This window comes from Humibacter antri, assembly GCF_054777235.1.
Map to the genome: position 1 here is coordinate 490622 of NZ_BAAHAW010000019.1, position 20097 is coordinate 510718.

Below are 20097 nucleotides of genomic sequence, written 5' to 3' on the forward strand. Positions count from 1 at the left end.
GGAGCCGCGCATGACCGTTTCGTCCACCTTCAACGCGCCACTGGCCGAGGTCGATCCCGAGATCGCCGAGGTTCTGAATCTCGAACTCGGCCGCCAGCGCGACTACCTCGAGATGATCGCGAGCGAGAACTTCGTTCCGCGCGCCGTGCTCGAGTCGCAGGGCTCCGTGCTCACGAACAAGTACGCGGAGGGCTACCCCGGCCGTCGCTACTACGGGGGATGCGAGTTCGTCGACATCGCAGAGAACCTCGCCATCGAACGTGCCAAGTCGTTGTTCGGCTCGGAGTTCGCGAACGTGCAGCCGCACTCGGGGGCATCGGCCAATGCCGCAGTGCTGAGCGCCATCGCACAGCCGGGCGACACGATCCTCGGCCTCGAACTCGCGCACGGCGGTCACCTCACGCATGGCATGCGGCTGAACTTCTCCGGCAAGCTCTACAACGTCGCCTCCTACGGCGTCGACCCCCAGACGTTCCGCGTCGACATGGACGTCGTGCGCGAGAAGGCGCTCGAGCACAAGCCGAAGGTGATCATCGCCGGCTGGTCGGCCTACCCGCGCCACCTCGACTTCGCCGCGTTCCGTGCGATCGCCGACGAAGTGGGTGCGACGCTCTGGGTCGACATGGCGCACTTCGCGGGGCTCGTCGCCGCGGGCATCCATCCGTCTCCCGTGCCGCACGCCCACGTGACCAGCTCGACCGTGCACAAGACGATCGGCGGCCCGCGCTCCGGGTTCATCCTGAGCAACGACGCCGACATCGCCAAGAAGCTCAACTCGAACGTGTTCCCCGGCCAGCAGGGCGGCCCGCTCATGCACGTCATCGCGGCCAAAGCCACCGCATTCAAGCTCGCGGCCACCGACGAGTTCCGAAACCGTCAGGAGCGTACGGTGCGCGGGGCCCAGATTCTCGCGGAGCGCCTGACGGCGGCCGATGCGAAGGATGCCGGCGTCGACGTACTGACCGGCGGCACCGACGTGCACCTGGTGCTTGTCGACCTGCGCACGTCGGAGTTCACCGGCAAGGAGGCGGAGGACCGCCTGCACGAGGTCGGCATCACGGTGAACAAGAACGCGGTGCCGTTCGACCCTCGGCCGCCGATGGTGACCTCCGGTCTGCGGATCGGAACGCCGGCTCTGGCCACCCGCGGATTCGCCGACGAGGAGTTCACCGAGGTCGCTGACGTGATCGCTCTGGCGCTGAAGCAGGACGCCGACATCCCGGCGCTGCGTGCTCGCGTGCGGAAGCTGACGGATGCTTTCCCGCTCTACCCGGGACTCGGCCCGTCCGGCTTCCCGGTCGAGCAGGTCGAACTCGCGTCGTCGATCGACCGATGACGGCGATTCGGCTCGATGGCAAGGCCACTGCGGCCGCCATCAAGCAGGAACTCGCCGAGCGCGTCGTCGCGCTTCGGGAGCGCGGGATCGTTCCTGGCATCGCGACCGTGCTCGTCGGCGCCGATCCTGCGTCGCAGCTGTACGTGGGCATGAAGCACCGGCAGTCCGAGGCGATCGGGATGAACTCGATCCAGGTCGAGCTGCCCGCGGACGCCACGCAGGAGGACGTCGAGGCCGCCGTCGATCGGCTGAATGCCGACCCCGCGTGCCACGGCTACATCGTGCAGCTGCCGCTGCCGAAGCACATCGACACCGACGCGGTTCTCGAACGTATCGATCCGGCGAAGGATGCCGACGGCCTGCATCCGACGAACCTGGGCCGGCTCGTACTCAACGTGAACGCGCCGATTCAGACGCCGCTGCCGTGCACTCCTCGCGCCGTGATCGAGCTGTTGCTGCGGAGCGGCTACGACTTGGCGGGCAAGCACGTCGTCGTCGTGGGGCGAGGCGTGACGATCGGACGCTCGATCGGCCTGCTGCTCACGCGGAGGGCGATCAACGCGACGGTCACTCTCACACACACGGGAACGCGCGACCTGCCGTTCTATCTGCGGCAGGCGGACGTCATCGTTGCCGCGGCAGGAGTGAAGCACCTCGTTCGTCCCGAAGACGTGAAGCCCGGCGCCGCTGTGCTCGATGTCGGAGTGACGCGCGAGGACAACCCCGAAACCGGAAAGCCGAAGGTGTTCGGCGACATCGCACCAGGGGTCGACGAAGTGGCGGGCTGGCTCTCGCCGAACCCAGGCGGAGTCGGGCCGATGACCGTCGCGCTGCTGATGACGAACGTGGTGGAGGCAGCGGAGCGCGCGCTGGAGCTTGGAGCGGAGGCCATTTCTGGCCTCCGCCGCGACGCTCCCTATCGCACGGCCGTCACGCCGCAGTAACGGCACGTCGGAACCGGCGATGGGGGCCCAGCGCCGACCGCCGTCTCGGCGGTCGGTAATCGTCTACTCGTTGTCCGGAGACGCGGCCTCGTCCGACGTCAGGAGGATGACATTGCCGTCGGGGTCGTCGACCATGGCGGCGTAGGGGCCCACGGTCTTGGTCGGCGACAAACGGCCGTGATACCCCGCTTCGGTGAGCTCGGCCCAGACGCTGTCGACGAGCGCGTCGGCGCCGACGTAGAACTCCAGGAGCTGCTGGTAGCCGCCCGACGGGCGCTGGAAGTTCGGATCGTAGACAGAAGCGAAACTCGTCGTGAGCAGCAGGCTCACGCCGCTCGGCATGCGGTGGATGACGATGGGCCGATCGCCGACCGGATCGGGGATCTCGAGACCGAGGCGGCGGTAGAACGCGATCGAGGCATCCAGGTCGCGAACCTCGAGCACGACCATGGCGAGTTGTATCTGCATGCTGCGATCGTGCCGCATGCCGCCGACACTCTTCGGGCGCGGCCCCGTGCTGGGTGCTCGCTACGCTGGAGCGATGAGCATCGACACGTCCCACTCCGCCGTGCAGGCCGTCGAGCGCGAGCTGCGGGCTCACGACATCAAGGGGGAGGTGCGGTGGCTCGACGAGGCGACACCGACCGCCGCCGCGGCGGCCGCGTCCCTCGGCGTCGAGGTCGGCGCGATCGCGAACTCGCTCGTGTTCACGCTCGACGGCGAACCCGTGCTCGTGATGACCTCTGGCGGACACCGGGTCGACACCGCCTACCTGGGCGGGCGGCTCGGCGGTGCGCTGAAGCGGGCATCCGCCGAGACGGTCCGGGAGGCGACGGGACAGGTGATCGGGGGAGTGGCCCCGACCGGGCATCCGGCACCACTGCGCACGTGGGTGGACACCGCGCTGAAGGCGTACCCCGAGATCTGGGCCGCGGCCGGGCATCCGCACACGGTCTTCCCGCTCACCTACGACCAGCTCGTCGAACTCACCGGCGGCACCGAGGCAGAGGTCGAGGCGGGGGAGTAGCGCTCACGCGCCAATCGTCGCGAATTGTGGACGCGACATGTCGCCATCTCGGCGATAAGCGGCAGGTAGCGACCCCGATTCCGGCGGCTACCGGGCGTTGTTCCCCGCGACCGAAGTCGATGACCGCACACCTCCCTCATGGTCGGCGACCATCGACCCGTTGCCGAGCCACGCATCCAGCAGCTCGCGGGGCTCGGCGGACTGAGCCGGGCGAGCCTCGCCGGGCTCAGACGTCCTGGGGGTAGATGATCGCCTTCACCGCAGAGGGGTCCCTTGCCCCGATCGCGAGCGCATCGGCCGTCTGGGCGAGTGTGAAGCTGTGCGTGTGCACGCCGGTCAGGTCGACGCGACCCGACGAGATGAGTGCGATGCCGAGCGGCCAGGTGTTCTGGTAGCGGCTCACCATGGCGATGGTGATCTCGTTCCAGTTCAGCGTATGCAACGGCAACTCCGCGTTCTGCTTCGCGATGCCGATCACGGCGGCACGACCGGCCGGACCGAGCCGCGACAGACCGTCGGCCAGCACTCCAGGCGCACCCGAGCACTCGAGGAGCACGTCGAACGTGCGCGACGAGCGGCCCGCACCGCTGAGTTCCACCGCGAATCCGTGCCTGCTCGCCAGTTCGAGCCGCGGTTCGGCGACGTCGGTGATGGTCACAGTGCGGGCACCGAGCGCTCGCGCGGACTCAGCGGCGAGAAGCCCGACCGGACCCGCGCCGGTCACGAGCACGTCATCGCCTGGGCGAAGCCCCGCTCGCTGGCAGCCCCACAGACCCACCGAGAGCGGTTCGACGATCGCGCCCTCTTCGAACGTCATCGTGCCAGGCATGACGAAGAGGGTGCGGGCGTCGATCGCCAGCCGCTGCACGAGCGCGCCGTCGACGGGTGGCGTCGCGAGGAACCGCAGGTTCGGGCACAGATGATACCGGCCGGCGCGGCACTGAGCGCATGTCCAGTCCGGAACGCTCGGCTCGATGGCCACGCGATCGCCCGGTACCACGTTCGTGACACCCTCGCCTACCGCGATGACCTCGCCCGACGCCTCGTGGCCGAGCACGAGGTCGCCATCCACGATGTAGGGGCCGATGCGTCCGTACCGGTAATACGCGACATCCGATCCGCACACGCCGACGGCGCGGATCGCGACGACCGCTTCACCCGGAGCGGGATCCGGTTCCGGGCGATTCTGCAACTGGATCGTTTCAAGCGCGGTCATCACCGCTGCGATGTTGGCCATGCGGTCTCCTTCGAGTCGGAGTTCGAGTTCGGGTTCGAGGCGAGGGCGAGGGCGTTGTCGAGGTCGAGGTCGAGGTGGTGGTGGTGGTGGTGGGTCAGACCCGCGCCGCCCCGCGGTGCAGCTCGAGGTGCTCGAGGTACACCTCGGCGTTGTGGCGGATGCCCGCGACATCCTGGTCGCTCAGCTCCCGCAGCACTCGCGCCGGCGCACCCACCACGAGCGACCTCGGCGGAACGAGGGTGCCCGCCGTGACAAGCGCCCCGGCGGCGACGAGCGACCCCGCGCCGATCACGGCCCCGTTCATCACGGTGGCGTGCATGCCGATGAGCACGTCGTCTTCGACGGTGCAGCCGTGCAGCACCGCGTTGTGCCCGACCGACACCCCGGAGCCCAGCGAGAGCGGAAAGCCCGCGTCGACGTGGCAGGAGCAGTTGTCTTGGATGTTCGACCGCTCGCCGATGACGATCGGCTCGTTGTCGGCGCGCAGCACGGCGTTGTACCAGACGCTCGCCCGGTCGCGCAGCGTGACGGCACCGATCAGGTGCGAACCCGGGGCGGCCCAGGCGGACTCCGCCACCTGCGGCACCGGACGGTCGGGCAGGGCGGTGAGGCGGGCATCCGGATGAGCGGTCATGCCGTCAAGGCTATGCCGCTGCTCAGGGGCTCGCACCACGGCGGTTTACAGGCATACCGCGCGAGAACAGGCAGAGTCTGCCTGCGTTCGCGTGGCATGCGCTTTCCTGCCTGCTTTCGGCAGGCGATTAGGAGTGGCTACTCGTCTCTGGACGCACCGGCCGACGGCACCACCGCGAACAGGTCGGGCTGGGCGTAGCCGTGCTCGGCGAACGCAGCGTCGACGGATGCCTCCACCTGCGACACCAACTCGTGCGGCACCAGCGCGATAGCCGATCCGCCGAAGCCGCCGCCGGTCATCCTGGCGCCGATCGCGCCGTAGTTCTGCGAGATCTCCACGGCCAGGTCGAGCTGCGGGACGGACACCTCGAAGTCGTCGCGCAAGGAGCGGTGCGAGGCGTCCATCAGATCGCCGATCGCCCGCGGGCCGTCGACGCGCAGTGTGCGCACCGTGTCGAGCACCCGCTGGTTCTCGGTGACGACGTGTCGCACCCGCCGGAACGTCTCACCATCGAGCACCTCGTGGGCCCGCGGAAGGTCTTCGATCGACACCTCGCGCAGCGATTCGACCCCGAGCGCCCGTGCGCCCGCCTCGCAGGATGCCCGTCTCGCGGCGTATCCGCCGTCCGCGTGCTCGTGCTGCACCTTCGTGTCCATCACGAGAACCTCGAGCCCCGCCTCGTCGAACCCGAGCGGGATGACGTCGGTCTCGAAACTGCGGCAGTCGATGAAGATGCCGCTGTCGGCACGGCCGAGCAGCGAAGCGGACTGATCGAGAATGCCCGTGGGCGCGCCGACGACCTCGTTCTCCGCGAGGTGACCCGCCTTGACGAGCGTCTTGCGGTCGAGGTCGAGCCGCCACACATCGTTCAGCGCCACGGCGACCGCGGACTCGATGGCCGCAGACGACGACAGGCCGGCGCCCACCGGAACGGCGGAGTCGAGATAGAGGTCGAAGCCGGGCACGGCGTTCAGGTCCGCGCCCGGTCGGCCCAGCATTTCAGACTGACCCAGTGCCCAGGCGACGCCGAGCGGGTAGTTCTGCCAGCCGCGCTCGCCGCCAGGGCCGAGGTCGGACAGCGACGTCTCCTCAACGCGGTCCGAGAACGACGACGCGACCCGGATCGCTCGGTCGTCGCGTAGTGCGAGCGCGCCGACCGTGCGCCGGTCGATGGCGAACGGGAACACGAAGCCGTCGTTGTAGTCGGTGTGCTCGCCGATCAGGTTCACGCGGCCCGGTGCCGACCAGACGCCCTGCGGTGCGTGCCCGAACAGCTCGGTGAAGCGTGCGCGGGCCGCTGTGACGAGGTCAGCAGAGACGAGGTCGGTCATTCCGGATTCTCCTTGTCTGCCAGCGCGATCGCCGTGCGAAGCGATTCCGCTTGCCGCTCCGGCGGCACATCGCCGACCCATGCTCCCATGGCCGCTTCGCTCCCGGCCAGGAACTTCAGCTTGTCGGCCGCGCGCCGCGGCGAGGTGAGCTGAAGGTGCAGCCGCACGTCGTCGCGGTGCACGTTCACCGGCGCCTGGTGCCAGGCCGCGATGTACGGGGTCGGTGTGTCGTAGAGCCGGTCGACCCCGCGCAGCAGGCGCAGGTAGAGCGTCGCGAGTTCGTCACGCTCGGCGGCCGTCGTCGCGGCGAAGTCGGGCACCTGCCGGTGCGGCACGAGGTGCACTTCCAGCGGCCACCTCGCCGCGAAAGGTACGTACGCGCTCCAGTGAGTGCCGGCCAGGAGCATCCGCTCGCCCGCTCGCTCGAAGTCCAGGATGTCGCCGAACAGTGTCGGCCCGTACGCCTCGACCGAGGCGAGCAACCGCTGCGTGCGCGGCGTGATGTAGGGGTAGGCATAGATCTGGCCGTGCGGATGCCCGAGCGTCACGCCGATCGCCTCGCCGCGGTTCTCGAAGGGGAAGACCTGCTGGATGCCTTCCAGTGCCGACAGCGCGGCGGTGCGGTCCGCCCAGGCCTCGATCACGGTGCGCGCCCTCGACGTGGGAATGCTGCCGAACGCTCCCGAATGCTGCGAGCTGAAGCAGACCACCTCGCACCGGCCGACGGAGGTGCGAACGCGTCCGATGCCGACCTCGGCGAGGTCGTCGAGGCCGCGCGGCGCATCCGGACCACGCAGGTAGGGGCCGAACGACGGCGATCGGTTCTCGAACACGGCAACGTCGTAGTCGCTGGGGATCTCCGACGGGTTGCCGGGTGACTGCGGGGCGAGCGGGTCGAGCTCGGCGGGCGGGAGCATCACGCGGTTCTGCCGGGCCGCGGCGATGGAGATCCATTCCCCGGTCAGTGGATCCTGGCGCATGCGCGCGGTCTGCGGACGCGGATCGAGCGTACGGAGATCGGGAGCGCGATCGGCCGGCAGTGTGCTGTCGGCGTCATCGAAGTAGATGAGCTCGCGCCCGTCGGCGAGCGTGTACTCGCGTTTCGTGATGGTGCCCACGAAGCGACCCTACCTTACGGATTGACAACCAATCAAAAGCAAACGTAAGTTGCTGCTGTGGCCGTCGTTCCCGCACCGATCACCGGTGCCGTACCCGACGCCGGTGCGCCGGCGACCATCAGGCGTCAGCGGATGCTGGGCCTGATCGGCGACCGCGGCTTCGTTCGCGTCAGCGAGCTCAGCGAGATGTTCGGGGTCTCCGACGTCACGGTGCGGGCGGATCTCGCGGTGCTCGAGGGTACCCAGGGCATCCGAAGGGTGCACGGCGGTGCGATGCCCCGAGTGACCGCGCCGCTGCATGAGCGCTCGTTCGAAGAGGCGCTGGAGAGCTCGGCCGACGAGAAGCTGGCGATCGGCCGCCGTGCCGTCGAACTCGTAGAACCGGGCATGAGCGTCATCGTCGACGTGGGCAGCACGTGCATGGCGCTCGCCCGCGAACTGGTGCGACGTGAAGACCTCTACGACGTCACCGTGATCACGAACGGGCTGACCATCGCTCTCGAGCTGGAGAACGCCGTTCCGCGGGTGCAGGTGATCGTCACCGGTGGCACGCTCAGGCCGCTGCAGCACTCGCTCGTGGCGCCACTGGCATCGCTCATGTTCGCGCACGTGCACGCCGACCTCGCGTTCATCGGTTGCAACGGAGTGGATGCCCGCGCCGGCGTCACCAACATCAACCTGCCCGAGGCGGAGCTGAAGCGTCAGATGGTGCAGGCATCCACGCGAGCCGTTGTTCTCGCAGACGGCTCGAAAGCCGGTCAGGTGCACCTCGGTCGCATCGGCGGGTTGGCGGACTTCGAAGCGGTCTACCTCGGCGCCTCAGCGGATGCCCGTGCCCTGCGAACGCTCCGCGCCGCGCACGCGCGCGTCGTGCGCGCCTAGTATCCGCCGCTTGGGCGCGCCTAGTACCCGCTGGTTGACGCGCCTAGTACCCGCTGGTCGAGCTCGTCGAAACCCATCGCCGGACGGCGGTTTCGACGCACTCCACCGCAGGGGTGGCGGCCTGCGCGCCCTACGCTGGGAGAATGCGCGCACCCACTGGGGACCAGTTCGAGTTGACCTGCGAGACGCCCGACGGGCAGGCGAAGGCGGTGATCACGCAGGTGGCTGCCGGCATCCGCTCGTATGCCGTCGGCGGTGTCGATGTCACGGAGCCGTTCGACGAGTACTCGACGCCGCCGGGAGGCTGCGGAATCGTTCTCGTTCCTTGGCCGAACCGGGTGAAGGATGCCACGTGGTGGTGGCGCGACGAGTCCGGCTCGGTCACGGAGCAGAAGCTGGCCGTCACAGAACCGGGCAACGGGAATGCGATCCACGGACTGCTGCGCTACTCGCCGTACCTGCTGGTGATGCGCACGAAGGACTCCGTCACGCTCTCCGCCACGATCTACCCCCAGCTCGGATATCCGTTCCTGCTCGACACCACGGTGCGGTATGCGCTGAGCGCCGACGGGCTCACTGTGGAGCACACCATCGTGAACACGGGAACCGGAGACGCGCCGGTGGCGATCGGTGCGCATCCGTATCTCAAGGTGGGCGGCGTCGACACTGCGGAGCTCGTTCTGCGGCTGGATGCCTCCACTCACTTCGAGGTGGACGACCGCATGAACGTGGTCGAGGAGCATCCGGTCGAGGGCACCGAATACGACCTGCGAGGCGGGCGCCGGGTCGGCGACCTGAAGCTTGACGACGGATTCGGCGGCGTGCGCCACGAGGCCGGCCGCGCAGAGCACTCGCTCACGGCTCCTGACGGCCGGTCCGTCACCCTCTGGGGTGACGAGTCGTTCGGCTTCGTGCAGGCGTTCACGAACCGATCGTTCTCTGCGCTCCCGAGCGGCAGTGTCGCTGTGGCGGTCGAGCCGATGACCGCCCCCGTGAACGCCCTGAACTCCGGAGAAGGGCTGCGGTGGCTCGGCTCCGGCGAGACGTTCAAGGCGCGCTGGGGGATCTCGCCGCATTTGACCGTCTGAAGGCATCCATAGCCAAATAAAGACAGTTACCTCCGAAATAGGGTTACCCTCTATCTGGAGGTAACTGTCATGAAGATGGAACAGCGTAGGTGGTGGGCGCTGATCGCCGTGAGCCTCAGTGTGCTCGCGGTCGGCATCGACGGAACCGTGCTCTCGATAGCGCTGCCGACCCTGGCCGGTGTGCTGCACGCGTCGGAGGCGCAGCTGGAATGGTTCTCGGCGGGCTATCTGCTCATGCTCGCCGCGGCGGTGCTTCCCGCCGGCCTTCTCGGGGATCGTTTCGGCCGCAAGAAGGTGCTCCTCGCCTCGCTCCTGGTCTTCGGCGCAGGGTCCGTCCTCTGCGCGTACTCGACCTCGCCGGAGGAGTTCCTGGTCGCCCGCCTGGTCATGGGAGTCGCCGGTGCCGGCATCGCGGTCATGGCGCTTTCCGCTGTCACGGTGTTCTTCGACGAGGCCACCCGACCGAAGGCCGTCGGTGTCTTCGCCGCCGCGAACTTCCTGTCGCTTCCGCTCGGCCCGATCGTGGGCGGCTGGATGCTCGCCAACCTCTGGTGGGGCTGGGTGTTCCTGCTCAACGTCCCCGTCGTCGTGATCGGACTGCTGGCGGTGCTGCTGCTCATCCCGGAGTCGCGGGCAGAGTCGTCCGCCGAGTCGCCTGCCGGGCATCGTTCCAGCCTCGACGTCGTGGGAATCCTCTCCTCCGTCGCCGGGCTCGTCGTCTTTACGTTCGGCATCGTCGAGGCCGGCCAGCACGGCTGGACGGATGCCGCGGCGCTGGCCTCCCTCGCCATCGGATTCGCCGTGCTCACCGGCTTCGTGTTCTGGGAGATCGCTCTGACGCGGCGCGGCCGCTCTCCGCTCGTCGACACGCGCCTGTTCCGTTCGCGGGCGTTCGCGGGCGGCGCGATCCTCGCCGGAGTGGCGGGCATGGGCATGGTGGGGCTGCTGTTCGTGATGCCGCAGTTCTTCCAGGCGGTGCAGGGGGTCGACGTGTTCGTCTCCGGGCTGCGGCTGCTGCCGTTCGTCGGCGGCATGCTGATCGGAGCGCTGCCCGCGAGTCGGATCAGCGCGCGGATCGGCTACAAGGCGACGGTCGCTCTCGCGTTCGTCGTGATCGGCATCGGTTCGGTGTTGGGCTCCTTCACCGTGCGCTCCACGGGCGAGGGGTACATCGCGATCTGGATGGCCGTCGTCTGCGCGGGCGCCGGGCTCGGGCTCACGGCCTCGATGGCGGCGGCGGTTTCTCAGCTGACCGCAGAACGCAGCGGAATCGGCTCCGGCCTGGTGCAGGCGCTGCAGAAGACGAGCGCTCCTCTGGGCACAGCCATCCTCGGCAGCGTCGTCGCAGCGGTGTACTCCGCGCAACTGGCGAAGTCGCTCTCCTCGATACCGGCGCTCGCCGCGGACTCGGCCGCGGCATCCGCCGCACAGTCCAGCGTCTACGCGGGCGCGGCCGTGGCGGCCAGGCTGCATTCGCCGCAACTCGCCGATGCCGTGCGTACGGCGTTCACGCATGGCATGAGCGTCTCCCTGCTGGTCTCCGCCGGCATCGCGGTGATCGGGGCCATCATGGCTGTGGTGATTCTTCCGCGCACGGCACAGGCCGGCGCCGTCACGTCACCCGAGGAGCCCCCGAGTCGAAGGACCGCACATGCCGAACCGAACGGATGACCCGGACAAACCCGGACTGCGCGAGCGCAAGAAGGCACGCACGCGGGCATCCATCCAGTCGCACGCGCTGCGCCTGTTCACTGAGCAGGGCTACGAGGCGACGACCATCGACCAGATCATCGACGCGGCCGAGGTCTCGGAGAGCACGTTCTTCCGCTACTTCCCGACCAAGGAGTCGGTGGTGCTCTTCGACGAGTTCGATCCGAGGATCGTCGCCGCCTACGACGCGCAGCCCGAGGAGTCGTCGCCGATCGCTGCCATGCGCGCGGCGATGCGTGAGGCTCTGAACGAATTGACCGACGCGCAGAAACAGGAGCAGCGTGAACGGCTGCCCCTGCTTCTCGGGGTTCCGGCGCTGCGTGCCGCGATGCTCGACCAGCTCTCACAAGGAATGCTCTTGCTGTCCGAGGCGATCGCGCATCGGTCGGGCAGGCCCTCCGACGACTTCCAGGTGCGCACGATCGCCGGGGCGATCGTCGGATGCATGTTCGCCGTTCTCGGGCGGCTGATGGACGAGCCTGGCGCGGACATGTTCGAGCTCATCGACGAGGCCTTCGGCTACCTGGAGAACGGGCTGGAGCTGTAGGGCCGCCCGACGTCGCGGTCGGTGCTGCGGCCCTCGGCCGCGCCATGTCAGCCCTCGTCGATGCCTTCGATCACCGAGTTGCGCGGCCTGAGCGAACCGCCGGTCGCCAGCTTCATGAGGTCGCTGTTCAGATCGATCGTCAGCTCTGTACCGCCCGCGCTGCCGTACTCGTGCTGATAGCTTCGCCAGCCCTCGCCGCGCACCTCGCGTTCGAACCCGCTCTCCATGAGCAGCAGCAGCTCGAAAGCAGCACGGTCGATGCGGGAGCCGAGCGCCTTGTCCTGCCAGTCCTCGGTCGCCGCGAACACTGAAGTGGGAACGCTGAGGGCCCGCAGGTAGGCGAAGAGCGACCGCATCTGTTCGTCGACGACGAGAGCGTGACGTGCTGTTCCCGCGGTGGCCGCGAGCGCGACGGGCTTGGCGATCAGCAGATCGTTGTCGAGTACCTGGAAGAACGAGCCGAACAGCCCGCTCGGCCCGGCCTTGTACACCGGAGTGCTCGCCACGATGCCGTCCGCCTCGCGCAGCGCATCGACCGCGGCCGTGAATCGCGGCCCCAGCAGGCCGGATGCCAACGCGCCCGGCAGCTCGGGCAGCAGGTCCCGCAGATCCACCGTGGTGATCTGCACCGTGTGTCCGCGGCGCTCCGCGGTCACACGCACCGCCTGAGCGATGCGGTCGCCGAGCAGCTTCGTGGAAGACGGATCGCTGATCCCCGCGTTCACGACCGCGAGGCGAAAGGTCTGCGCCTGCCGGGCGTCGTCGGGATACGCCATCTCAGTTCTCCTCGAACGGTGCCACCGGGTCGCTGTCGCGTTGTGCCGCTACGGCGTCGGTGTCCTGGTAGGGGGAGCCGCCGGTCACGTTGTCGCCGCGGTTCGCATTCGGCCGGGGCTGCCGCGGCTCGGCGTCTCCGTACTTGGCCTTCACGAGGCTCGCGTGAGTCGGGACATCCGGAACCTCGGGGTCGCGCAATGACTCGAATTCGCGCCGCAGCACCGGAATCACCTCACCACCGAGCAGTTCGAGCTGGTCGAGAACCTTGCCGAGCGGCAGGCCGGCGTGATCGACGAGGAAGAGCTGACGCTGGTAGTCGCCGACGTAGTCCCGGAAGCTCAACGTCTTGTCGATGATCTCCTGGGGAGATCCCACCGTGAGCGGGGTGCTCTCGGTGAACTGCTCCATCGACGGGCCGTTTCCGTACACCGGGGATTCGTTGAAGTAGGGGCGGAACTCGTCACGGGCATCTTGCGAGGTCTTCGCGATGTACGTCTGGCCGCCGAGCCCTACGATCGCCTGCTTGGCGCTTCCGTGGCCGTAGTGCTCGAAGCGCTGGCGGTAGAACTCCACCATGCGCTGCGTGTGTTCCTTGGGCCAGAAGATGTGGTTGGCGAAGAATCCGTCGCCGTAGTAAGCGGCCTGTTCGGCGATCTCAGGGGTGCGGATCGATCCGTGCCACACGAAAGGCGGCACGTCGTCGAGCGGACGCGGGGTCGAGGTGAATCCCTGGAGCGGCGTACGGAAGTGTCCTTCCCAGTCCACGACGTCCTCGCGCCAGAGCCGGTGCAGCAGGTTGTAATGCTCGAGTGCGAGCGGGAGGCCCTGGCGGATGTCCTGACCGAACCACGGGTACACGGGCGCGGTGTTGCCGCGGCCGAGCATGAGGTCCATTCGGCCCTTCGAGAGGTGCTGCAGCATCGCATACTCCTCCGCGACGCGCACGGGATCGTTCGTCGTGATGAGCGTCGTGGAGGTCGTCACGATCAGCCGCTTCGTCAACGCCGCGATGTGCGACAGCAGCGTCGTGGGGGATGAGGAGAAGAACGGCGGGTTGTGGTGCTCGCCGACGGCGAAGACATCCAGGCCCACCTCTTCGGCCTTGACCGCCATCTGTACGACGGCGTCGATGCGCTCGGCCTCGCTGGGCGTGGTGCCCGTCGTCGGGTCGCGCGTGATGTCACTGACCGAGAAGATGCCGAACTGCATCAGGATGACCCCCTCCGGGTGGCCGGTCGCCCGGCCCTTATGTCGATGTATGCGTTTGCATAGATACTGAACGCGTCATCCCTTGCAATCATTCCCGGCTCAAGACGGCTCGTACCACCACGGCGTCTCCACGTCGGCGTACTCGTCAGCGATCGCATGAAGCGCCGCTCGATCGTCCGGGACGTCGCCGACAGCTATAGCCAGATGTGCTTCGGTCCATTGCTGTGGAATACGAACGCTGAACTTTGCATCGAGAAGTTTCACGAGCTCGCGATCGTGATTCTCGGCATATTCGTGAGCGATGCTCTGCTCCGGCGGCACTGCATGCGGGCGCGAACTCTGGTCCGCGAACCACGTGAAGAACTCCTCGCCAAGGCGCTCATCGATGATCATCACATTGCTCCTACCGTGGTGGCGGACGAGGACGGGCTCTCGAGCCGCGATGCTCGTTGCCGCTGCCCAATGCCGGGCGACCCAGGAGGATGTCAGTTCTCGCATGTGCTGCAAAATACGCATTTTGCAGCACGTCTATGAAGCGGGATGTGTTCCCGGTGTGTTTCTCCAGAACCTTCACGTTGGGGACGCCGAGATTGAGATGCCGGTGCGCCCGGTGGGGCTCGAACCCACGACCCGCGGATTAAAAGTCCGATGCTCTACCAACTGAGCTACAGGCGCGCGCACACCAATCTACCTGGCGGACGAGCCGCTCGCGGGCCGCTCGAGTCGTGGGGAGCGCGACGCGACGCAGAAACAGTCAGACGCGCCGGCCCCCGGTCAGTGCCCGGATGATCCAGACGATGATCGCCAGGAGCAGCAGGACGATTCCCAGCCAGAGATGCTGTGCGTGGACTTTGCAGGCGAGTGCCGCGCACGCTTCGGCTGCGTCCACGCGGCAGATGCGGAATCCTTGAGGGGTGACCGATTCGAGCCGCCCGTATCACAAGCCGACGAAGCTTCCCGGCTTCCGGTTCGACGACCTGCACGGTGCAGACGACCCGGCGCAGACGAGCAGGGTGGCGCACGAGACGGCGGCGGCGCTTCTGGAGCGGGTGCGCAGGCATCCGGATCCGGAGATCGTCTCTCGCCTGGTCTCCTACACCGACGACAACGGCATCGACGCGATCGCCGAGCTGTGGTCGCGGGCGAGGGCGCACACGTTACCCGGCGCTCTGTGGCGCATCTACCTGCTGCGGCTCGCGATCCGCGAGGATCCGCACGCGGCGAGCCTGCAGTACCAGCGCGGAACCGACGTGCTGCAGTCGATCGATCCCGTGGTCGCGGGAGCCGAGGCTCCGACCGGACCGAGCGAGATCATCGACATGGCCGATCGCATCCTGCGCGGCGTATTCGAGGGTGACTTCGCCGTCGCGCTCGAGCGCGCAGCCGCGTTCTGTCGGGTCAGCGCGTCCGGATGCACGAGCCTGGCCGATGACGCGGAGCCCACGGAGCCGGCGCGTGCGACGGTGCTGACCAGACGCGCTCTGCGGTTCTCGGAGTTCGCGTCGGAACTCACCGCTGCTGCGAGGCTATGGCGCAGCGATTCGCTGGAGTGAGCGTCGGGCCAGGGCTGCCGCGGGAACCGCAGGGAATAGCCCTCGCACCAGTTCGTTACACTCATATGGCCGGGCCGCGGTAACCCCGGGCTCCATCATTCGCCGCTCCGAGCGGCCTCGCGCCGAGAGGCGTTCCGCGGCCCGGCGTTCTCGTGTTTCACCGCTGGCATCCCCCCGCCTCCCGTTGGTTTCCGCCCGCCGCCCCCCCCGTTGGTTGAGCTTGTCGAAACCCTGCCCGACTCGAAACCCCGCCCGACTCGAAACCCCGCCACGACTCGAAACCCTGCCCGACTCGAAACCCCGCCCGACTCGAAACCCCGCCACGACTCGAAACCCTGCCCGACTCGAAACCCCGCCCGAGCTACCCGAAGCGACCGGACACGTAGTCCTCGGTCGCCTGCACCGACGGCTTCGTGAAGATCGTCGCCGTGTCGTCGTACTCGATGAGTCGGCCGGGCTTGCCCGTTCCTGCGATGTTGAAGAACGCCGTACGGTCGGAGACGCGCGTCGCCTGCTGCATGTTGTGCGTGACGATGACGATCGTGTACTCCGTCTTCAGCTCCTCGATGAGGTCCTCGATGGCGAGCGTCGAGATCGGGTCGAGGGCCGAGCACGGCTCGTCCATGAGCAGGATGTCCGGGGAGACCGCGATCGCCCGCGCGATGCACAGACGCTGCTGCTGACCGCCCGAGAGGCCGGAACCGGGCAGATGAAGGCGGTCCTTGACCTCGTTCCACAGATTCGCTCCGCGGAGGGACTGCTCGACGAGCCCGTCCTGGTCGGACTTCGACATCCGCCGGTTGTTCAGCTTGACGCCGGCCAGCACGTTGTCGCGGATCGACATCGTGGGGAACGGGTTCGCCCGCTGGAACACCATGCCCACCTGTCGCCGCACCAGCACAGGGTCGACACCCGGTGCGTAGAGGTTGTCGCCGTCGATGAACACCTCGCCTTCGACGTGCGCGCCGGGGATCACCTCGTGCATGCGGTTCAGGGTGCGTAAGAACGTGGACTTGCCGCATCCGCTCGGCCCGATGAACGCCGTAACGGTGCGCGGCTCGATCGTCATGCTCACGCCCTCGACGGCGAGGAAGTCGCCGTAGTACACGTTGAGGTCGTTCACATTGATGCGCTTGGACACGATTGCTCCTGTTCGGATCCCACCGGCCGCTGCTAACGCAGTCCCTTGGGGGAGAAGACCTTGGCGACGATGCGGGCGATGAGGTTCAGAATGACGACGAGGATGACCAGAAGCAGTGCAGCGCCCCATGCTGACTGGTACGACGACGCGATGTCTTGAGAGGGGAACTTCCAGTCCGTGTAGACCATCACCGCGAGGGACTGCATCGCTCCGCTGAACGGATTCGCGTTGAAGTTGTCGGTGAAGCTCGCCGCGATGAAGATCGGCGCGGTCTCGCCGATCACGCGCGCTATGGCCAGCATCACGCCGGTGATGATGCCGGCGATGGCGGTCGGCAGCACGATGCGCACGATCGTGGCGAACTTCGTCACCCCGAGCGCGAACGACGCCTCCCGCAGCTCATCGGGTACGAGCTTCAGCATCTCTTCTGTCGACCTGATCACGATCGGGATCATCAGCACAGACAGCGCCACCGACGCCGAGAATCCGCTGAACGCCTTCGGACCCATGATCAGCGTGAAAAGAGAGAACGCGAACAGGCCGGCGACGATCGACGGTATGCCGGTCATCACGTCGACCAGGAACGTCACGGCGCGGGCCATCCACTGCTTCGGCTGCGCGTACTCCACCAGGTAGATCGCGGCCATGATACCGATCGGTATCGAGATGAGCGCCGCGATCCCGGTGATCACGAGCGTGCCGACGATGGCCTGCCAGGCGCCGGCGACCACCGTGACTTTGAGCGTCTTCGGATCGAAAACGCTCCCGCCGGTCTTCGTGATGAAGTCCCAGGTGAGCGCCGGGGCGCCGCCGACGACCACCGTGACGAGCGTGGAGATCAGCGGGATGAGCGCGAGCAGGAACGCGATAGTCACCAGTCCGCGTACGACCCTATCGGTGGCCTTGCGTCGGTTCTCGACGACGGTGGAGAGGATGCCCAACCCCACCAGATAGACCGCCGCGCTCAACACCAGCCAACCGACGATGCTGAATCCGGTCATCGCCAGCACTGCGGCACTCACCGCGAGCGCGCCGGCCAGCGTGTAGAGCTCGGCGAAGCGCGGCAATTGCCCTGAGGTGAGCGCGTTCGGCACCGGCCCGCGCGGGCTGCGGCCGTTCTGCACCGGCCCATGCGGGCTGCGGCGGTTTCGCACGACGGTGACGGTCATGCTTCAGCGGCCTCCTTGGCGGCCTGTGCGGCTGCGCGCTTCAAGCGGCGGCGGTTGCCCGCTCCGGTGCGGGCAACGATCCAGCGCGCGAGGAAGTTCACGCCGAACGAGATGACGAAGAGGGCGAGACCTGTGGCGATCAGGGCGTCCCGCTGCATCGTGTTCGACTCGGGAAAGTTGCTGGCGATATTCGCGGCGATGGTCTGCGAGTTCATGGTGTCGGTGATGACGTGCACCGAGAAGAGCAGCGACGGCGAAACGATCATCGCGATCGCCATGGTCTCGCCCAGCGCACGGCCGAGCCCGAGGAGGGTGGCGCTGACGATGCCGCTGGAAGCGTAGGGGAACACGGCGAGCCGGATCATCTCCCACCGGGTGGAGCCGAGTGCGAGCGCCGCCTCCTCGTGCAGGCGAGGGGTCTGCAGGAAGATCTCGCGCGAGATCGACGTGATGATCGGCAGGATCATCACGGCCAGCACGATGCCGCCGGCGAGCATGGTCGAACCGGTACGCGACACGGGGCCTGCGAACAGGGGGATCCAGCCGAGGTACTGGCTCAGCCAATCCTGGAACGGGATGATGAACGGTCTGATGATGAAGATGCCCCAGAGGCCGAACACGACCGAAGGCACTGCGGCGAGCAGATCGACGAGATAGCCGAGCACACTCGCCAGCCGACGGGGCGCATAGTGCGAGATGAACAGCGCGATGCCGATGGCGACAGGTGTGCCGAGCACGAGTGCGATGAGCGCCGAGAAGAGCGTGCCCCAGACGAGCGGGCCGACATAGGCCCAGAACGACGAATGCCCCTGCGTCGTGCCGTGGGTCAGATCGGGACTCGTCGTCCAGTTCGCGACGATGGCCGGCCCCGCCTTGATGATCAGGAAGATCGCCACTCCGGCCAGGATGACCATGATCAGGGCGGCGGATCCCGTGCTCAGGAAGCGGAAGATTCGGTCGGCCGGCCGCGATTCCGCCTTCGACCCCCGAGAAGAAGAACGCGGCGGCTCGGGGCGCCTCTCACCGGCATCCGACCGCTTCTCGGGCACGTTCGTCAGTGGTGATCGCACAGCGGTATTGTCTGTCACTTCACTCTTCCTGACGGTGAGCCGGAAACGGTCGGATGCCGGTTGTCGCGTTTCGCAGGTTGCGGCTACTTCACGGCGGCGAGCGTCTTGGCGGCCTTGGTGAGGAACGAGTCCGGCAGTGGCGCAGCGCCGGCGTTCTTCGCGCCGATCTCCTGACCGGTCTTGCTCACCACGAAGCCGAGGTAGGCGGCCGTTATCTTGCTCTGGTCGGCACTCTTGAACTTCTTGCAGAGGATGTCGTACGAGAGGAGCGGAATCGGGTAGGCCGTCGTGTCGGTGATCTTCGTCGTGTCGAGGGTCACCGTGAGATCGTCTACGCCCTGCGGTGTGATCTGACCGGACTGGGCGAGGGACTTGGTGGCAGCGGCCTCGCTGTACTGCACGAACTTGCCGCTAGAGCCGACCTCGATCGAGGCCTGTGTCGCCTTGCCGATGGAGCTCTGGTCTGCATAACCGATCGTGCCGGTTCCCGCCTCGACGGTGTTCACGACTCCCGAGCCGCCCTGCTGCCCGCTGCCGACATTGTTCGGCCATGCGGTGCTGGCATCCCAGGCCCACACGGCCGGGGCCTGCTGGTGAAGATACGTGGTGAAGTTCGCGGTCGTTCCGGAACCGTCGGACCGGTGAACGACCGAAATCGGAATGGCCGGGAGGTTCACCCCGCTGTTGAGGGCTTTGATCGCCGGGTCGTTCCAGGTGGTGATCTTGCCGGCGAAGATCGACGCGATCGACTTGGCATCGAGGTTCAGGCTCGACACTCCGTCGAGTTTGTAGACGATCGAGACGCCCGAGAGATAGACAGGAATGTTCACAGCGCCGTCAGGCCCGCACGTCTTCTTCGCCTGCGCGAACTGTTCGGCGGAGAGGGCTGCATCGGACCCCGCGAAGTCGTAGCTGCCATTGAGCCAGTTGGTGACGCCGCCGCCGGAGCCCTGCGACTTGTCGTAGTTGACCTTGACCCCGCTCGCTTGTGCCTGGAACGCGGCGGTCCACGCTGCCTGAACGTTGGCCTGGGCACTCGAGCCGCCCGCGGTGATCGTGCCGGAGAGCGAGCTGTAGTCCGCCGATGCGGAGGCGGTGGAAGAGCTGGTGCTGCCCGGGTCGCCGCCGTTGCCGGAGCAGGCGGTGAGCGCGAGCGCCGACGCCAGCGCGACGGCGCCGACTGCGGCTGCATTCTTGAACTTCACTGTGTTCCCTTCGGATGTGGGTGGCTGTCGGGCAGCCGCACACCCGCATGCCTCCTGCAGGGCGAGCGTGCATCCTTGGCCCGTGGCTCGGGCCGAGGAGTCGGCCCGTCAGCGACGGT

The 20097-nt window shown here is 67.4% G+C and carries 21 protein-coding genes and 1 tRNA gene; 8 read left to right on the forward strand and 14 right to left on the reverse strand.

All coding sequences use genetic code 11. The features are described from left to right. Window positions 1–10 precede the first annotated feature (10 nt). The gene (glyA, locus tag ACYVDK_RS08460) at window positions 11–1336 is read left to right on the forward strand and encodes a serine hydroxymethyltransferase (protein ID WP_460520613.1); all 1326 of its coding nucleotides are present in this window, start codon (window positions 11–13) and stop codon (window positions 1334–1336) included. Further along, the gene (locus tag ACYVDK_RS08465; RefSeq protein ID WP_460520615.1) at window positions 1333–2280 is read left to right on the forward strand and encodes a bifunctional methylenetetrahydrofolate dehydrogenase/methenyltetrahydrofolate cyclohydrolase; all 948 of its coding nucleotides are present in this window, start codon (window positions 1333–1335) and stop codon (window positions 2278–2280) included. Before glyA ends, ACYVDK_RS08465 begins: the two co-directional genes overlap by 4 nt. A gap of 63 nt (window positions 2281–2343) precedes the next feature. On the opposite strand, the gene ACYVDK_RS08470 is transcribed toward ACYVDK_RS08465, so the two are convergent. Continuing rightward, window positions 2344–2748 (reverse strand): VOC family protein, encoded by a 405-nt coding sequence (locus tag ACYVDK_RS08470; RefSeq protein ID WP_460520617.1) that lies wholly within the window; start codon window positions 2746–2748, stop codon window positions 2344–2346. A 73-nt stretch (window positions 2749–2821) separates the two neighbouring features. On the opposite strand from ACYVDK_RS08470, the gene ACYVDK_RS08475 reads away from it, so the two are divergent. Next, window positions 2822–3307 (forward strand): YbaK/EbsC family protein, encoded by a 486-nt coding sequence (locus ACYVDK_RS08475; protein ID WP_460520619.1) that lies wholly within the window; start codon window positions 2822–2824, stop codon window positions 3305–3307. A gap of 226 nt (window positions 3308–3533) precedes the next feature. Here the strand turns inward: ACYVDK_RS08475 and ACYVDK_RS08480 are convergent, their stop codons facing one another. The 4 genes from ACYVDK_RS08480 to galT all read right to left on the reverse strand — a co-directional run bounded on the left by ACYVDK_RS08480 (window position 3534) and on the right by galT (window position 7627). Beyond that, the gene (locus tag ACYVDK_RS08480; protein ID WP_460520621.1) at window positions 3534–4544 is read right to left on the reverse strand and encodes an NAD(P)-dependent alcohol dehydrogenase; all 1011 of its coding nucleotides are present in this window, start codon (window positions 4542–4544) and stop codon (window positions 3534–3536) included. A 94-nt stretch (window positions 4545–4638) separates the two neighbouring features. Further along, window positions 4639–5178 carry a gamma carbonic anhydrase family protein gene (locus ACYVDK_RS08485; protein ID WP_460520623.1) on the reverse strand — a complete coding sequence of 180 codons (540 nt, stop codon included), beginning with the start codon at window positions 5176–5178 and terminating at the stop codon, window positions 4639–4641. A gap of 137 nt (window positions 5179–5315) precedes the next feature. Next, window positions 5316–6509: a galactokinase gene (gene galK / locus ACYVDK_RS08490; protein WP_460520625.1), complete on the reverse strand. Its 1194-nt coding sequence runs from the start codon at window positions 6507–6509 to the stop codon at window positions 5316–5318. Then, window positions 6506–7627: a galactose-1-phosphate uridylyltransferase gene (galT, locus tag ACYVDK_RS08495; RefSeq protein ID WP_460520627.1), complete on the reverse strand. Its 1122-nt coding sequence runs from the start codon at window positions 7625–7627 to the stop codon at window positions 6506–6508. Before galT ends, galK begins: the two co-directional genes overlap by 4 nt. Before the next feature lie 57 nt (window positions 7628–7684). On the opposite strand from galT, the gene ACYVDK_RS08500 reads away from it, so the two are divergent. The 4 genes from ACYVDK_RS08500 (at window position 7685) to ACYVDK_RS08515 (ending at window position 11854) form a co-directional block, all read left to right on the forward strand. After that, window positions 7685–8509 (forward strand): DeoR/GlpR family DNA-binding transcription regulator, encoded by an 825-nt coding sequence (locus tag ACYVDK_RS08500; protein ID WP_460520629.1) that lies wholly within the window; start codon window positions 7685–7687, stop codon window positions 8507–8509. A gap of 143 nt (window positions 8510–8652) precedes the next feature. Then, on the forward strand, window positions 8653–9597 hold the full coding sequence (locus tag ACYVDK_RS08505; protein WP_460520631.1) for an aldose 1-epimerase family protein: 945 nt from the start codon (window positions 8653–8655) through the stop codon (window positions 9595–9597). Window positions 9598–9666: 69 nt separating this feature from the next. Next, on the forward strand, window positions 9667–11268 hold the full coding sequence (locus ACYVDK_RS08510; protein ID WP_460520633.1) for an efflux MFS transporter permease: 1602 nt from the start codon (window positions 9667–9669) through the stop codon (window positions 11266–11268). Continuing rightward, a complete protein-coding gene (locus ACYVDK_RS08515) occupies window positions 11249–11854 on the forward strand; it encodes a TetR/AcrR family transcriptional regulator (protein WP_460520635.1) in 606 nt (201 codons plus the stop codon). Before ACYVDK_RS08510 ends, ACYVDK_RS08515 begins: the two co-directional genes overlap by 20 nt. 47 nt (window positions 11855–11901) lie before the next feature. On the opposite strand, the gene ACYVDK_RS08520 is transcribed toward ACYVDK_RS08515, so the two are convergent. The 5 genes from ACYVDK_RS08520 to ACYVDK_RS08540 all read right to left on the reverse strand — a co-directional run bounded on the left by ACYVDK_RS08520 (window position 11902) and on the right by ACYVDK_RS08540 (window position 14729). After that, window positions 11902–12630, reverse strand: a complete 729-nt coding sequence (locus ACYVDK_RS08520; RefSeq protein ID WP_460520637.1) for an NADPH-dependent FMN reductase family protein — start codon at window positions 12628–12630, stop codon at window positions 11902–11904. 1 nt (window position 12631) lies between these two features. Further along, the gene (locus ACYVDK_RS08525; protein WP_460520639.1) at window positions 12632–13840 is read right to left on the reverse strand and encodes an LLM class flavin-dependent oxidoreductase; all 1209 of its coding nucleotides are present in this window, start codon (window positions 13838–13840) and stop codon (window positions 12632–12634) included. Window positions 13841–13939: 99 nt separating this feature from the next. Further along, on the reverse strand, window positions 13940–14233 hold the full coding sequence (locus ACYVDK_RS08530; protein ID WP_460520641.1) for a hypothetical protein: 294 nt from the start codon (window positions 14231–14233) through the stop codon (window positions 13940–13942). Window positions 14234–14442: 209 nt separating this feature from the next. After that, window positions 14443–14515: transfer RNA gene (locus ACYVDK_RS08535), tRNA-Lys, on the reverse strand. A 79-nt stretch (window positions 14516–14594) separates the two neighbouring features. Further along, window positions 14595–14729: a hypothetical protein gene (locus tag ACYVDK_RS08540; RefSeq protein WP_460520643.1), complete on the reverse strand. Its 135-nt coding sequence runs from the start codon at window positions 14727–14729 to the stop codon at window positions 14595–14597. Between the two features lie 25 nt (window positions 14730–14754). Between ACYVDK_RS08540 and ACYVDK_RS08545 the strand changes: the two genes are divergently transcribed. After that, window positions 14755–15393, forward strand: coding sequence for a DNA-directed RNA polymerase subunit beta (locus tag ACYVDK_RS08545; RefSeq protein ID WP_460520645.1), 639 nt, complete (start codon window positions 14755–14757; stop codon window positions 15391–15393). 361 nt (window positions 15394–15754) lie between these two features. Here the strand turns inward: ACYVDK_RS08545 and pstB are convergent, their stop codons facing one another. The 4 genes from pstB to pstS all read right to left on the reverse strand — a co-directional run bounded on the left by pstB (window position 15755) and on the right by pstS (window position 19978). Then, entirely contained in the window at window positions 15755–16534 is a 780-nt protein-coding gene (gene pstB, locus ACYVDK_RS08550) for a phosphate ABC transporter ATP-binding protein (protein ID WP_460520647.1), read from the reverse strand. Between the two features lie 32 nt (window positions 16535–16566). Next, complete coding sequence (pstA, locus tag ACYVDK_RS08555; RefSeq protein WP_460520649.1) at window positions 16567–17703, reverse strand: PstA family ABC transporter permease; 1137 nt, start codon at window positions 17701–17703, stop codon at window positions 16567–16569. Further along, a complete protein-coding gene (pstC, locus tag ACYVDK_RS08560) occupies window positions 17700–18773 on the reverse strand; it encodes a phosphate ABC transporter permease subunit PstC (RefSeq protein ID WP_460520651.1) in 1074 nt (357 codons plus the stop codon). Before pstC ends, pstA begins: the two co-directional genes overlap by 4 nt. 83 nt (window positions 18774–18856) lie before the next feature. Then, window positions 18857–19978 carry a phosphate ABC transporter substrate-binding protein PstS gene (gene pstS, locus ACYVDK_RS08565; protein ID WP_460520653.1) on the reverse strand — a complete coding sequence of 374 codons (1122 nt, stop codon included), beginning with the start codon at window positions 19976–19978 and terminating at the stop codon, window positions 18857–18859. Window positions 19979–20097: the final 119 nt, after the last annotated feature.

Excerpts from the sequence above, each read along its gene's own strand:
- ACYVDK_RS08505 (WP_460520631.1), top strand. The coding sequence starts at position 8,653 with ATGCGCGCACCCACTGGGGACCAGTTCGAGTTGACCTGCGAGACGCCC.
- ACYVDK_RS08470 (WP_460520617.1), bottom strand. The coding sequence starts at position 2,748 with ATGCAGATACAACTCGCCATGGTCGTGCTCGAGGTTCGCGACCTGGAT.
- ACYVDK_RS08515 (WP_460520635.1), top strand. The coding sequence starts at position 11,249 with ATGCCGAACCGAACGGATGACCCGGACAAACCCGGACTGCGCGAGCGC.
- ACYVDK_RS08465 (WP_460520615.1), top strand. The coding sequence starts at position 1,333 with ATGACGGCGATTCGGCTCGATGGCAAGGCCACTGCGGCCGCCATCAAG.
- ACYVDK_RS08530 (WP_460520641.1), bottom strand. The coding sequence starts at position 14,233 with ATGATCATCGATGAGCGCCTTGGCGAGGAGTTCTTCACGTGGTTCGCG.
- ACYVDK_RS08525 (WP_460520639.1), bottom strand. The coding sequence starts at position 13,840 with ATGCAGTTCGGCATCTTCTCGGTCAGTGACATCACGCGCGACCCGACG.
- glyA (WP_460520613.1), top strand. The coding sequence starts at position 11 with ATGACCGTTTCGTCCACCTTCAACGCGCCACTGGCCGAGGTCGATCCC.
- ACYVDK_RS08520 (WP_460520637.1), bottom strand. The coding sequence starts at position 12,630 with ATGGCGTATCCCGACGACGCCCGGCAGGCGCAGACCTTTCGCCTCGCG.
- ACYVDK_RS08475 (WP_460520619.1), top strand. The coding sequence starts at position 2,822 with ATGAGCATCGACACGTCCCACTCCGCCGTGCAGGCCGTCGAGCGCGAG.
- pstA (WP_460520649.1), bottom strand. The coding sequence starts at position 17,703 with ATGACCGTCACCGTCGTGCGAAACCGCCGCAGCCCGCATGGGCCGGTG.
- ACYVDK_RS08480 (WP_460520621.1), bottom strand. The coding sequence starts at position 4,544 with ATGGCCAACATCGCAGCGGTGATGACCGCGCTTGAAACGATCCAGTTG.
- ACYVDK_RS08510 (WP_460520633.1), top strand. The coding sequence starts at position 9,667 with ATGAAGATGGAACAGCGTAGGTGGTGGGCGCTGATCGCCGTGAGCCTC.
- ACYVDK_RS08485 (WP_460520623.1), bottom strand. The coding sequence starts at position 5,178 with ATGACCGCTCATCCGGATGCCCGCCTCACCGCCCTGCCCGACCGTCCG.
- galK (WP_460520625.1), bottom strand. The coding sequence starts at position 6,509 with ATGACCGACCTCGTCTCTGCTGACCTCGTCACAGCGGCCCGCGCACGC.